Origin of the sequence: Maritimibacter sp. 55A14 (assembly GCF_003122205.1) — a bacterium.
In the GTDB taxonomy this organism is placed as follows: Bacteria; Pseudomonadota; Alphaproteobacteria; order Rhodobacterales; family Rhodobacteraceae; genus QEYE01.
In genome coordinates this window covers 47,516-60,337 of record NZ_QEYE01000021.1, presented here as the reverse complement: position 1 = coordinate 60,337, position 12,822 = coordinate 47,516, and the positions used below count along the sequence as shown (strand labels likewise).

The 12,822-nt window shown below is 66.3% G+C and carries 13 protein-coding genes; 8 read left to right on the top strand and 5 right to left on the bottom strand.

Translation table 11 applies throughout. From position 1 onward, the window contains the following. The 3 genes from DDZ14_RS20015 to DDZ14_RS15695 all read left to right on the top strand — a co-directional run. Window positions 1-317: hypothetical protein (locus tag DDZ14_RS20015; RefSeq protein WP_233252610.1), on the top strand; the 317-nt coding region annotated here is incomplete at its 5' end. A 293-nt stretch (window positions 318-610) separates the two neighbouring features. Continuing rightward, window positions 611-1,024 (top strand): cytochrome c, encoded by a 414-nt coding sequence (locus tag DDZ14_RS15700; protein WP_109425927.1) that lies wholly within the window; start codon window positions 611-613, stop codon window positions 1,022-1,024. 2 nt (window positions 1,025-1,026) lie between these two features. Continuing rightward, window positions 1,027-1,428, top strand: a complete 402-nt coding sequence (locus tag DDZ14_RS15695; RefSeq protein ID WP_109425926.1) for a cytochrome c — start codon at window positions 1,027-1,029, stop codon at window positions 1,426-1,428. A 306-nt stretch (window positions 1,429-1,734) separates the two neighbouring features. Here DDZ14_RS15695 and DDZ14_RS19460 read toward each other — a convergent pair whose 3' ends face one another. Together DDZ14_RS19460 and parE are read right to left on the bottom strand one after the other, a co-directional pair. After that, window positions 1,735-2,415 carry a hypothetical protein gene (locus DDZ14_RS19460; protein ID WP_146193164.1) on the bottom strand — a complete coding sequence of 227 codons (681 nt, stop codon included), beginning with the start codon at window positions 2,413-2,415 and terminating at the stop codon, window positions 1,735-1,737. Further along, entirely contained in the window at window positions 2,412-4,379 is a 1,968-nt protein-coding gene (gene parE, locus DDZ14_RS15690) for a DNA topoisomerase IV subunit B (protein WP_109425925.1), read from the bottom strand. The genes DDZ14_RS19460 and parE overlap by 4 nt, the downstream gene beginning before the upstream one ends. 203 nt (window positions 4,380-4,582) lie before the next feature. Here parE and ppk2 point away from each other — a divergent pair, with 203 nt between their 5' ends. The 4 genes from ppk2 (at window position 4,583) to DDZ14_RS15670 (ending at window position 8,593) form a co-directional block, all read left to right on the top strand. Further along, window positions 4,583-5,533, top strand: coding sequence for a polyphosphate kinase 2 (ppk2, locus tag DDZ14_RS15685; RefSeq protein ID WP_109425924.1), 951 nt, complete (start codon window positions 4,583-4,585; stop codon window positions 5,531-5,533). A gap of 89 nt (window positions 5,534-5,622) precedes the next feature. Then, on the top strand, window positions 5,623-6,285 hold the full coding sequence (locus DDZ14_RS15680) for a DUF1007 family protein (RefSeq protein WP_109425923.1): 663 nt from the start codon (window positions 5,623-5,625) through the stop codon (window positions 6,283-6,285). Then, window positions 6,267-7,160 (top strand): nickel/cobalt transporter, encoded by an 894-nt coding sequence (locus DDZ14_RS15675; RefSeq protein ID WP_109425922.1) that lies wholly within the window; start codon window positions 6,267-6,269, stop codon window positions 7,158-7,160. Before DDZ14_RS15680 ends, DDZ14_RS15675 begins: the two co-directional genes overlap by 19 nt. A 41-nt stretch (window positions 7,161-7,201) precedes the next feature. Then, a complete protein-coding gene (locus DDZ14_RS15670) occupies window positions 7,202-8,593 on the top strand; it encodes an MATE family efflux transporter (protein ID WP_109425921.1) in 1,392 nt (463 codons plus the stop codon). 19 nt (window positions 8,594-8,612) lie between these two features. Here DDZ14_RS15670 and DDZ14_RS15665 read toward each other — a convergent pair whose 3' ends face one another. From DDZ14_RS15665 to DDZ14_RS15655, 3 genes are all read right to left on the bottom strand, one after another. After that, on the bottom strand, window positions 8,613-9,830 hold the full coding sequence (locus DDZ14_RS15665; protein ID WP_109425920.1) for a bifunctional alpha/beta hydrolase/OsmC family protein: 1,218 nt from the start codon (window positions 9,828-9,830) through the stop codon (window positions 8,613-8,615). A 127-nt stretch (window positions 9,831-9,957) separates the two neighbouring features. Continuing rightward, the gene (gene dddP / locus DDZ14_RS15660; RefSeq protein ID WP_109425919.1) at window positions 9,958-11,301 is read right to left on the bottom strand and encodes a dimethylsulfonioproprionate lyase DddP; all 1,344 of its coding nucleotides are present in this window, start codon (window positions 11,299-11,301) and stop codon (window positions 9,958-9,960) included. Window positions 11,302-11,502: 201 nt separating this feature from the next. Further along, on the bottom strand, window positions 11,503-12,294 hold the full coding sequence (locus DDZ14_RS15655; protein ID WP_109425918.1) for a hypothetical protein: 792 nt from the start codon (window positions 12,292-12,294) through the stop codon (window positions 11,503-11,505). Between the two features lie 270 nt (window positions 12,295-12,564). On the opposite strand from DDZ14_RS15655, the gene DDZ14_RS15650 reads away from it, so the two are divergent. After that, window positions 12,565-12,753, top strand: coding sequence for a hypothetical protein (locus DDZ14_RS15650; RefSeq protein WP_146193163.1), 189 nt, complete (start codon window positions 12,565-12,567; stop codon window positions 12,751-12,753). Window positions 12,754-12,822 lie beyond the last annotated feature (69 nt).

Here is a 12,822-nt window from a genome sequence, read left to right as displayed (position 1 = left end):
ATGGGCGCAGCCGCTTGAGCTACCTGATGGCTCCGCGCCTGCGCCCATTGCTCATGCCGCCGAATGATGGCACACAAAAGGGGAACAAGCTCGACTTACGAGTGGCCCTGAAAAAAGGGGCAGGTCACTCTCGCCGAGCAATCCAGAATCCTGAGCTGAGACTGATGGCTCGGTCAATGTGGAACGAGCTTCGACGGGGGCTGGCAGCAGTCGACTTCGACAGGCTTGAAGAAGGGGTTAGGATCGGACGGATTCCGAGTGACCTTTCCGACCAGTTAACCTTCGTGCCACAGGGGCTGGAGCCAGAGGTGAGCTAAATCTAGCTACAGTTCACAGATACCGTCTGGACATAAACCCTTGCAGCTTACCGCGTGGTTCAAGCGGGTTATACAGAGAAGGGGGACGTCCCATCCATTTGGACTTGGTGCCGGTACATATAGTTGGTACACAGAGCGCAAGGCGGAGCATAATTTTGTGTTTAGATTCAGTGTGAAAGGCTGGGGGTGAGGGAGTTCGAGTCTCTCATCACCCACCACGCGGCCGGGCTGACCCAGATCAATGCGGCGCGGCGGGGCGCGTGGCAGGCTCGGCGCAAACGGGAGGTGCAGCGATGACATGGCGGTTCTGGTTCGCGATGGCGGTATCGGCAGGGGCGGTGGCCTGCGCGCCGGCGCGCCCCACGCCGGAGGTCGGGCGCGCCACCTATCAGGCGAACTGCACCGGCTGCCACGGCGCGGGCGGGCAGGGCGACGGCACGGTGGCCGGGCTGGTCTTCGGCGGCGCGCCGGACCTGACGCGGCTCTCGGCCCGCAATGGCGGCACCTTTCCCGATGCGCGCGTGATGTCGGTGATCGACGGCTACACCCGGCGCCAGCAGCATGGCGGCGTGATGCCGGAATTCGGCCCGCTCCTGGAGGGGCGCAAGGTGCTCTGGCGCGCGCCCGACGGGACGCTGACGCCGACGCCGGTCAAGCTGGTGGCGCTGGCGGAATATCTACAGACGATCCAGGTGACGGAGGACTGAGCATGAGACCGATCCTTGCACTGACCCTCGCTGCGCTGGGGCTGGCGGGCAGCGCCGCGGCGCAGGACGCGGCGGAGGGCCGCTTACTCTTCACCGCGCATTGCGTGGCCTGCCACGGACCGCAGGCGCGGGGCACCGGCCCGATGGCCGAGATACTGGCGATCCCCACCCCCGACCTGACCGGGCTCAAGGCGCGCAATGGCGGCGAATTCCCGGTCTGGCGCGTGGTCAGCCGCATCGACGGGCGCGACCCGCTGCTGGCGCATGGCGGCGAGATGCCGATCTTCGGCGGCTTCTTCGAGCGCGACGAGGAGGTGTCGCTGAAGACCGCCGGCGGCCAGCCGGTGATGACGAGCCGCCCCATCGCCGACATCGTGGCCTTCCTGGAGAGCGTGCAGGAATAGGGGCGGGGTTTGCAGCACCTGGTCGGTTTTCCAGAAGCCTGAACCGGGGGCGACTGCGCCCTGCCCATTTTCCCCGCCGGTGCCGCGCAGCGGCACCGGCAGCGCCCGTCCGGGGCTCCGCCCGTTCGCAGGCGAAACACGCCACCGGCGTGTTTCCGGGAAGTCTGCTCACCCACCCCATGGGCGGGCGCTGCGCCCCCGCCCGCGGTCAGGCGCTGCGTGAGGGGTGGTGCATGGCGGATCTAGCCGGCGCGGGTCTCCGGTGCAACTGGCGTGCTGTGTGGGTTGGTACTCACCCTGCGTTTGCTATGATTTCTTTTCCGCATCAGAGAGAGAGGGAAGGAAATTCCAGAAATCAAGCGTGTATTTCCTGGAAATTCTAATTGCGTCTTGAGGGTTTCGAATCTCAAATTTCCAAATTTGCAGAACATTAGAAATTATCACCGCGGTTTTGTTCGAAAGATTGAGTAAATCTTTATATGTAAGATCTTCAATAATCAGATCCTCTTTATTTAGTCGCTTTGAAATATCACTCTGGCCATCGAGCAAATGAGCTAAATGTTCGGTTCGATACCTTCGGGCGGCGATAAAACTTGGATGATTCGTAAAGCATCTCTGATATCTATGCAGGGCGTTAAGTCGCCTTTGTACCATGCCAATTTGCAGGAAATTTTCGGGAAAGTCAGGGTGTTTCGATTTGCGTTCTGATTCGATATACTCGCCACTTGAACCTGCAAATTTCAGAAACGTTATGATGCTGTTACCGTTTCTTTCCCAGCTTCGCGTTACAAATAGTACAAGCTTCATCGCGACGGCGCGAATTGCGATGTCCAGAGCATGACCGGAAAAGGAATTTCCGATTTTTTTTCCAACAAGTGGATTATCGACCGTGGCTTCAAAGAAGCCGATATCGTAAAGTGCTGGAGTAAGCTGTCGGGTCAATTCGTCAACGGTTTTCGAAATTTTGGAAGCGTCTGAAGGCGTCAAACATCCACCTCCTCCACGAACCGCGCGTTCTCCGAGATATACTGGAACCGCAATTCCGGCTTCTTGCCCATCAGCCGCTCCACAAGGTCGCCGGTCTCGCCCGGCTCGTCCTCGTCGATGGTCACCCGGATCAGCTTGCGTGAGGCCGGGTCCATCGTCGTCTCCTTGAGGTCCTTGGCGTCCATCTCGCCCAGGCCCTTGAAACGGCTCACGTCGATCTTGCCGCGCCCGCCCAGCCCGGTGGCCAGCAGGCGCTCCTTTTCCGCCTCGTCGAGCGCATAGACGCGGTGCGCGCCCTGCGTCAGGCGGAAGAGCGGCGGGCAGGCCAGGTAGAGGTGCCCGGCGTCGATCAGCGGCCGCATCTGGGTGAAGAAGAAGGTCATCAGGAGCGCGGCGATATGCGCCCCGTCCACATCCGCGTCGGTCATGATGATGATCTTGTCGTAGCGCAGGTCGTCGAGGTTGAACCTCGTGCCCAGCCCGGTGCCCAGCGCCTGCGTCAGGTCGCTGATCTCGGCATTGGAGCCCAGCTTGGAACTGGCCGCCCCCAGCACGTTCAGGATCTTGCCCCGGAGCGGCAGCAGAGCCTGTGTCTTGCGGTCGCGCGCCATCTTGGCCGACCCGCCGGCGCTGTCGCCCTCGACGATGAAAAGCTCGGTCCCGGCGCGGTGGCTGGTCGAACAGTCCACCAGCTTGCCCGGCAGCCGCAGCCGCTTGGTGGCGGATTTGCGCGCCGTCTCCTTCTCCTGCCGGCGGCGCAGGCGCTCCTCGGCCTTGAGCACCAGGTAGTCGAGGATCGCGCCCGCCGATTTCGTGTCCGCCGCCAGCCAGTTGTCGAAATGGTCGCGCACCGCGCCCTCGACCAGTTTGGAAGCCGCGGTGGTGGCCAGCCGGTCCTTGGTCTGGCCCACGAATTCGGGCTCGCGGATGAAGCAGGAGACCAGCGCGGCGCCGCCCGCCACGATATCCTCGCGGGTGATCTGCTGCGCCTTGCGGTTGCCCGCCAGCTCGCCATAGGCGCGGATGCCCTTCAGGATCGCGGCCCAGAACCCGGCCTCATGCGTGCCGCCCTCGGGCGTGGGCACGGTGTTGCAGTAGGACTGGATGAAGCCGTCGCGCGACGGTGTCCAGTTGATCGCCCATTCCACCGACCCGGCCGTGTCGGCGCCGAATTTCTCGGCAAAGCCGACCTTGCCCGCGAAGGGCCGCGCGGCATAGGTCGCGGCGCCGCCCAGCGTCTCGGACAGGTAGTCGGCCAGCCCGCCGGGGAAGTGGAACACCGCCTCCGTCGGCGTCTCGCCGTCGTCTATGCGCGATTTCCAGCGGATCTCCACGCCCGAGAAGAGATAGGCCTTGGAGCGCGCCAGTTTCAGCAGCCGCGCGGGCTTGAAGTGCAGGCTGCCGAAAATCTCGGCATCGGCATGGAAGGTGACCGTGGTGCCGCGCCGGTTGGGGGCAGCGCCTTCGGGGGTGAGGGGGCCCTGCGGGATGCCGCGGGAAAACTCCTGCGCGTAGAGCTTGCGGTCGCGCGCCACCTCCACCCGCATGTGGTCGGAGAGCGCGTTGACCACGCTGACGCCGACACCGTGCAGCCCGCCCGAGGTGGCATAGGCCTTGCCCGAGAACTTGCCGCCGGAATGGAGCGTGCAGAGGATCACCTCCAGTGCAGATTTTCCGGGGAACTTGGGATGCGGATCGACGGGGATGCCACGGCCGTTGTCGCGGATCGTAACGGCGTAATCCTCGTGCAGCTCGATCTCGATGCGGCTCGCATGGCCCGCCACGGCCTCGTCCATCGCGTTGTCGAGAACCTCGGCGACCAGGTGGTGCAGCGCGCGCTCGTCGGTGCCGCCGATATACATGCCCGGCCGCTTGCGCACCGGCTCCAGCCCCTCCAGCACCTCGATGGAGGAGGCGTCATATCTGGCATCCGAGCCTTGGGTGAGGAGGTCCTGGGCGGTCATGATGTGCTCGATTTTGGTTATGCTTGGGCGCCATTAGAACAGGGCCGGGGCGGCGGCGCAATATCTTGTGCGGCACGGCCCGGCGCATCCCCGGTGCCCGATTGCCACACTCGTGGCGCATGGGCGGTTTCTTGACGCAGATCAGGGCGCCGCGCCGCCGGGCGGCGTACCGGAGACGGAGTCCGGATTTCGGAGGATAGCGCATGACGACGACCAAAACGACACGATCCCACGCCAAGGCCACCGCCACGGAGAAAGCCGAAAATGCCGCCGCCGAGGTTCAGGATTTTCCCACCGTGACGCCCGATGCGGTGCGCGAAGCCTTCGAGACCGGCAAGTACCCCTATTCCGAAAAGATGACCCGCAGCGATTACGAGGCGCAAAAGGCGCTCCTTCAGGCGGAGCTTCTGAAAGTGCAACTTTGGGTGCAGGAGACGGAGCAGAAATTCGTGCTGCTCTTCGAGGGCCGGGACGCCGCCGGCAAGGGCGGCACGATCAAGCGCTTCATGGAGCATCTCAACCCGCGGACCGCGCGTGTCGTCGCGCTCAACAAGCCGACATGGGAGGAGAAGGGCCAGTGGTTCTTCCAGCGCTATATTCGCGAGTTGCCTACCGTGGGCGAAATGGTCTTCTACGACCGCTCCTGGTACAATCGCGCCGGGGTCGAGCGGGTCATGGGCTTCTGCACGCCCAACGAATACCTGGAATTCATGCGCCAGACGCCGGAAGTGGAGAGGATGCTCGTGCGCTCGGGCATCCGGCTCTACAAATACTGGTTCTCGGTCACGCGGGAGGAACAGAAACTCCGTTTCGACAGCCGCGCCAGCGATCCGCTGAAGCGCTGGAAGCTGAGCCCGATCGACAAGCAGTCGCTGGGCAAATGGGGCGACTATACCGAGGCCAAGGAGGCGATGTTCTTCTATACCGACACCGCGGACGCGCCCTGGACGATTATCAAGTCGAACGACAAGAAACGCGCGCGGCTCAATTGCATGCAGCATTTCCTGGCCCCGCTCGATTATCCGGGCAAGGATGCGAGCATTGTGACCGGCCCCGATCCGCTGATCGTGGGGCGTGCCGACCATGTGATCCACAGCGCAGATCATATTCTGGGCACCTCGCTGCATCCCGGCCAGCGCCGCGGTGGAACCTGAGCCGCGCGGACGGCGTCGGGGCGCCGATCCGCCCGCGGCCCCGCATACGGGGCTTGAGTGCGGCGCGCGGGCGGGGGATAGTCCCGCGCATGATCCGCATCGTCTGGGTATCGCTTCTGTTGACCTGCCTCACCGCCCTGCCGGCGCGGGCGCATCCGCATGTCTTCATCGACGCCGGGCTGACCCTGGTGATGGACGAGGACGGGCGGGTTGCCGCGCTGCGCGTGGCCTGGGCCTATGACGCTTTCTATTCGCTGATGCTGATCGAGGATAACGGTCTGGATGCCGATCATGACGGGGTGCCCGAGCCCGGCGAGCTGGAGCGGCTGGCCGGGCGCGACGTGGACTGGGAGGCACCAGATTTCGGCGGCGATCTGGAGGTGCTGGTCGATGGTGAGCCCGTGGCGCTGGGCGGTCCGATGCGCCACACCGCCGCCTGGTCCGACGGGCGCTATGTCACGACCCATCTGCGGCCGGTCGAGACGCGGATCGACCCGGCGGCACACAGCATTTCGGCGCGCATCTACGATCCGGGCTATTTCGCATTCTACGAGATTACGCTGCCGCTTCGGGTGGAGGGGCGCGCCGATTGCCGGCTGCTGCGCATCCCCGCCGATCTCGACGCCGCCGAGGACGCGCTGCGCGAGAAAATCGCCCAACTTCCCGCCAATGTGGATGCCGAGGCAGAGTATCCGCGCGTGGGTGCGATCTTTGCCGACAGTCTGAGGCTCGAATGCACCGCGCCGTCCTGACCGGGCTGGCGGTCGCCGCGCTTGGCGTGCTGGCGCTCTGGGCGCTGGGGGCGGGCGATGGGCTCGGACGCTGGGCGGCCGAGGGCCAGCGGGTCTTCCAGAATGCGATGGCCGACGGGATCCGGGCGCTGCGCGCCGGCGAGTCGGGCGCGCTGGCGGCGCTGATGGGGCTCTGCTTCGCTTATGGCTTCTTCCATGCGGTGGGGCCGGGGCATGGCAAGCTGCTGATCGGCGGCTACGGCGCGGCCCGCCCGGTCGGCATAGCGCGGCTTTCGGCAATCGCGCTGATGGCCTCGCTGGGCCAGGCGCTGAGCGCGGTGTTGCTGGTTTATGCCGGGATCACGGCGCTTGGCTGGACCCGGCGTCACATGGTCGGCGTCACGGAAACGGTGATGGCGCCGCTGAGCTATGGTGTGATCGCGCTTCTGGGGCTTTGGCTGGTGCTGCGGGGGCTTCGCGGGCTCTGGCGGTTGCGCGACACGGCCCCAGTTGCGGCGTTGGCAGACGGCGGCGTATGCGCCGATTGCGGACACGCGCACATGCCCGATCCGGACGCGCTGGCGCAGGCGGGCGGGCTGCGCGACGCGGTACTCCTGGTCGGCGCGGTGGCGATCCGGCCCTGCACCGGGGCGCTGCTGCTGCTCATTCTCACCTGGCAGATGGGCATCGCCGCCGCGGGCATTGCTGGCACTTTCGCGATGGGTCTGGGCACGGCGAGCGTAACATTGGCCGTCGCCGGGCTGGCCGTGGGCCTGAGGGAGGGCAGCCTTGCCGCGCTGGCCGCACGCCGGAGCCTGGTGATGCCGGTGCTGGAACTCGGCGCGGGCGCGCTGGTCGCGCTGGCGGCGGGGCAACTGGTGCTGCGCGCGCTCTGACCGGGCTTGCCCGCGGCTGCGGCTTTGCCTAAAGGCGGGGGATGGCACAATCGCCCGGCATCCAGTCCTGGGGCGGACATTTCCGCGCCACGATGACACTCGGCCTGCCGCTGATCGGTAGCCATCTGGCGCAGGTCGCGATCCAGTTGACCGACACGTTGATGCTGGGCTGGTACGGGGTCGAGGCGCTGGCCGCGGTGGTTCTGGGCGCCTCGCTCTTCATGGTGCTCTTCTTCGTGGGTTCTGGATTTGCCTGGGCGGTGATGCCGATGGTGGCCGGTGCCGCCGCCGAGGGCGACACGCGCGAGCTGCGCCGCGCCACCCGGATGGGCATGTGGCTGTCGGTCTGCTACGGACTGGGCGCGATGGTGCCGATGCTCTGGTCGGACCCGTTGCTGGTCGCCGCCGGACAGGAGCCGGTTCTGGCGGACATGGCGCAGGACTATCTGCGCATCGCGGGTTGGGGCATGATCCCGGCGCTGCTTGTCATGGTGCTCAAGAGCTACCTCTCGGCGCTGGAGGCCGCGCGCATGGTGCTGTGGTCCACGGTCGCCGCGGCAGTGCTGAATGCGCTGGTGAACTACGCGCTCATCTTCGGCAACTGGGGCGCGCCCGAGCTTGGTATTCGCGGCGCGGCCATCGGCGCGATCGTCTCGCAGGTTGCGCCGTTCCTGATACTGGCGGTCTACGTAACGCATGCGCGGGTGACCCGCGGCCACCATATCTTCGCCCGGCTCTGGCGCGCGGATTGGGAAGCGTTCGGCCGGGTCTTCCGCCTGGGTTGGCCGATCGGGCTGACCACTCTGGCCGAGGCGGGGCTCTTCGCGGCCTCGGCTGTGATGATGGGCTGGATCGGCACCCGGCCGCTGGCCGCGCATGGCATCGCGATCGAGCTGACCTCGGTCAGCTTCATGGTCCATATGGGGCTGAGCCAGGTCGCCACGGTACGCGCGGGGCGGGCGCTGGCGCGCCGCGACATCGCCGGGCTGCGCCGCGCCGCCGCGATGGCGGCCGGCTGCTCGGCGGGCTTCGCGCTGGTCACGGTGGCGCTCTTCCTGGCGGTGCCGGAGTTTCTGATGGGCCTCTTCCTGGAGGCCGGCGACCCCGAGACGCCCGAGATCGTGGCGATCGGCGTCGGGCTTCTTGCCGTCGCGGCGCTCTTCCAGCTTGCCGATGGCGGGCAGGTGGTGGCGCTGGGCCTCTTGCGCGGGGTGCGCGATACCCGCGTGCCGATGTGGCTGGCGAGCTTCAGCTACTGGATCGTGGGCCTGCCGGTGGCCTGGGCGCTGGGGATCGCGCTGGGACTCGGCGGGGTCGGCGTTTGGTTGGGGCTCGTCGTCGGGCTGGCGCTGGCCGCCGTCACGCTGAGCCTGCGGTTCCTGCGCAATCTCGGCCGCATCGCGGACCGTCTGCCGGCGGAGGAACCGGCCTGAGCGCCATGCCGTTGCCGCGTCAGTCCAGCATCACCGTGTCGATCTCCACCTCGCTTTCCAGCGTGCGGTGGACCGGGCAGCGGTCCGCGATCTCGCGCAGGCGCGCGCGCTGATCGGGGGCGAGGTCGCCCTCCAGACGGATGCGTCGGGTGAAGCGGTCGATGCGCTGGCCGTTGGTGCAGTTCTCGCAATCCTGGGCATGGACCTTGTCATGGCTGACATCGACCTGCACATGTTCCAGCGGCCATTGCTTGCGCCGGGCATACATCCGAATCGTCATCGAGGTGCAGGCGCCGAGCCCGGCCGAGACGAACTGATAGGGCGTCAGCCCGCGGCCCGAACCGCCATAGGTCTCGGGCTCGTCGGCCAGCACGTGCAGACGGGTCCCGATATGCACGTCCTGAAGGAAGCCATCCGGGTCGGCCTCCGATATGCGCAGCACGCCTTCGGGGGCGCCGGGCGGCGGGGCAGGGGCGCGCAGGTCGACATAGCGCCGCGCCCAGGCGGCGATCACCTCGGCGGCGTATTCGGCATCCTCGGGCCGGGTGATCAGGTGATCGGCGTCGTCGAGCGTGATGAAGCTCTTGGGGTGTTTCGCGGCCTTGAAAATCTCCGCCGCATTCTCGATGCCCACCACCGCGTCGCGCGGCCCGTGCAGGACCAGGAGCGCCCGGTCCAGATCGCGGATCGAGCGGCCGAGCTTTTCGGCCCGCACATCCTCCACGAAGCGGCGCCCGATGCGCACCGGCCGCCCGCCCAGATCGACCTCTGCCGTGCCGTCGGCGTCGATCCGATCCAGTGCATTGCCGAAATTGTGGGTCACATGCTCGGGATCGAAGGGTGCGCCGATCGTCACCACGGCGCGGACGCTGTCGATCTGCCCGGCCGCACGCAGCGCCGCCGCACCACCCAGAGAATGGCCGATCAGCAGGCGGGGCGCGCGGCCCTCGGCGGTCAGCGCCTCGGCCGCGAGGCGCAGGTCCTCGACATTGGAGGTGAAGGTCGTGTTCTCGAACTCGCCGCCCGAATGCCCGAGCCCGGTGAAGTCGAAGCGCAGCACCGCGATGCCCATCGCCGCCAGCCGCGCCGAGATGCGGCGTGCGGCGGGTATGTCCTTGGAACAGGTGAAGCAATGGGCAAAGAGCGCGGTCGCCAGATAAGGGCCTTCGGGCAGGTCCAGACGCGCCGCCAGCGCCTCGCCGGAATGCCCCGTGAAGGTGAATTTTTCGGTGGGCATGCAATGCTCCGTTTTCCCAATGCCGCAAGGATGGTGAGAGGGCACGGGATGCGCAACCGCGGCCGGGGCGCTTACACGCTAAGGTGAGGCACTGTTACAGCGGGAGCGGGCGGCGATGCGGCGGGGCTCAGCCTTCGCCCATCAGCCGCGGGTCGAACGGATAGCGCGTCAGGTTCTCATGGCCGTCCTCGGTGATCAGCACCTGGTCTTCCAGCTTGATCGAGAAATCGCCGCCGGCCGCGCTCACCAGCGCCTCCACGCAGAGCGTCATGCCCGGCTCCAGCACATAATCGAAGGCGCCCTCGACCATCTGGTCGGGATAGGCGATCAGCGGCCATTCATCGCAAAGCCCGACGCCGTGGATCAGGCAGCCGTATTTCTGTGCCTGGTAGCGGTCGTCGAGCCGGTGGCTGCGCAGCGACAACTCGCGCATCGACACGCCCGGCGCCAGCATCTCCATATTGGTCATGATGTGCTCATGCGCGTGGCGCATCGCGTCCACCATGTCCGGGCGCGGGGGGTGGTCGCCGATCCACCATGTCCGGCTGATGTCGCAGCAGATGCCGTAGCTGCCGATAAGATCGGTATCGAAGGCCAGGATCTCGTTGTTACCCACGAGCCTCGGGCCGCATTCCTGAAACCAGGGATTGGTGCGCGGCCCGGAGGTCAGGAGCCTCGTCTCGATCCACTCGCCGCCGCGGCGGATGTTTTCGGCATGGAGTACCGCCCAGATGTCGTTCTCGGAACTCTGGCCGAGCGGCACGGCCTCCCGCGCGAAACGCTCCATCCCGGCGACCGCGGTCTCGCAGGCGTGGCAGGCGCAGCGCATGGCGCGGATCTCGTCGGACCCCTTGATCGAGCGGGCCTTCTCGGTCAATTCCTCGCCTTCCATGATCTCGAAGCCCTGCGCCTCCAGCGCGCGAAGTCCGTGCAGCATGATCTTGTCCACTGCCAGCCGCGGATTGCCGCCGCCATGCGCGTCGATCAGCGCGCGCAATTCGCCCGCGAAGGCGCGTGCGGCCAGGTCCGCCTTGTCGCCACGGTCGAAATAGAAGAGGTCCGCGCCCGAACGGGCCTCGCGCACCAGCGGGTTGAAGCCCGACAGGAAGGACGAGTTCCGGTAGTCCCAGATCACCATGTAGCCGTCTGCGCAGACCAGCACCGCGCGGAACGGGTTGTGGGTATTCCAGAGCTGCATGTTGGTGCTGTCGGTGGCGTAGCGGATGTTGAGCGGGTCGAACATCAACACGCCGCCATAGTCCCGTGCGACGACGTGACCGGTCAGGCGGTGGTGGCGCCAGGCGCGCATCGCCGGCAGGTCGGGAAGCTCCAACCCCGCTGCGGCCCATTCGGCCAGCGCCAGCCGTGTCGGGCCGATCTCCACCCGGTCGGCATCGTTTGGCGTGTTGTCGCCGGTGATGGCCCCGCGGGTCGGGTCGATCTTGCGGCGGTCCCGGTAATGTTCGTTCATCGCACGTACTCCGGCCGCCTTCGCGGGGCCTCCCGTGCCCTCAGGCTGGCGCCGAACGGGGCTGCTTGCCTTCCGGAAAGCGGCCTGTACAGGTCGGTTTGGGACCATTTTCGGTGCCGAAACCGCCCGCACAGCCGTGCTGCACAGCAATGTGCCGATCAAGGCGCGAGCGGTGCGGACTGATGCGCCGCCCGCGGCGGTTCAGAACCCCATTTCGATATTCAGCGAGAGTACGGCATCGGGGCTTTCGTCGTTCAGACCGGCCAGCAGAGCCAGCCGGGGCTCGATCTCGCGGCCACGCCCGATATCGTATTCGGCATAGATCGCCGGACCCAGCAGGTGCTCGCCGTCGCCGAATTCGCCGCCGTCGAAGGCGTCCTCGATCTCGCCATGCGCCTCGATGCCCAGGGCGAATGTCTCTCCGGCCGGCACCGAGAGGCCCAGCGCGTAGAGCAGGGCCGCGTTATCGCCGTCCGTGAAGGGGATTTCCGCAAGAAGGTTGCCGATGACAGTGGCCCGTCCGGCCGCGAACTCAACCGCCGGGCCGAACGCGAAGGCGCCGTCGTTGATCCCGCCTTCGGCCGGGATCTCCAGCACGCTGTAGAGCGCGGCGGCGGTCAGCCGGAAGCCTTGCGCCGCGGCGCCGTGATCGTGGTCGTCGTCATGCTCCGGTGCGGTCAGGAGGAGGAGGTTCTCCCATTCCGCGGCCTCCACCTCCAGCCCGCCGCCCTGCGGGTCGGCCAGTTCGACGGCGATGGTGGTTTTCCAGAACTGCGTGGGCGCATAGGCCAGCGCAAGCTCAAGCGCGCCGCGCTCGTCGCCTGCGGGAACGCTGTCGAGCCGCGCGCCGCTCAGAATCTCGAGCTCGAAACTGCCGCGCTCCACCTCCGGGTGGATCAGCTCGAAAACCTGAGCCGCGGCAGGGGGCGCGTCGTAGATAAACGCGAGCAGGGCGGGCGCGCCGACGTGAAACAGGATGGAACGGGGCTTCATGGGCAGTCTCCTTGGAAATGGAATGAAGGAAACGTAATAGTATAACATAACTTGCGGTGCAAGGTGGTCCGTGCGGAAAGCCGGACGATTCGCGGCATGCCGGGGACGGTTCCCGTCATGCGCGAGTAACTCACGCGCCGGCGTGACAGTGCCATATTCTGGCCATGATTGTGTCCTGAAGGAGCCGCAAAGACACCGTGAATTTGCCACGAAGGTTAATCCCTGCGACAGTTTCGGATGGTTTCGAGTGTCGGTGAAGGGAAGAACCGGATGGACAGATTGGTGGAAAAGGCCCGCAAGCGTCGCAAGATTGCCTTGGTGTCGAGGGCCTGGCGCGGCGCCGCGCAGCGTGTGGGCGAACCGCAAAGCAGAGAGATCAGCGCGAGTTGGACGCGCAAGGCCTCGGTCAATGCGGTGGCCAACCGGAACGTGATGTGGCTGGAGAGCGCCGCCGACTGAGCAGCGCGCGCCGGGTCCGGGCCGGCAGCCCAAACGTCAAAAGGGCCCCGCGGGGGGGGCCCTTTCGCT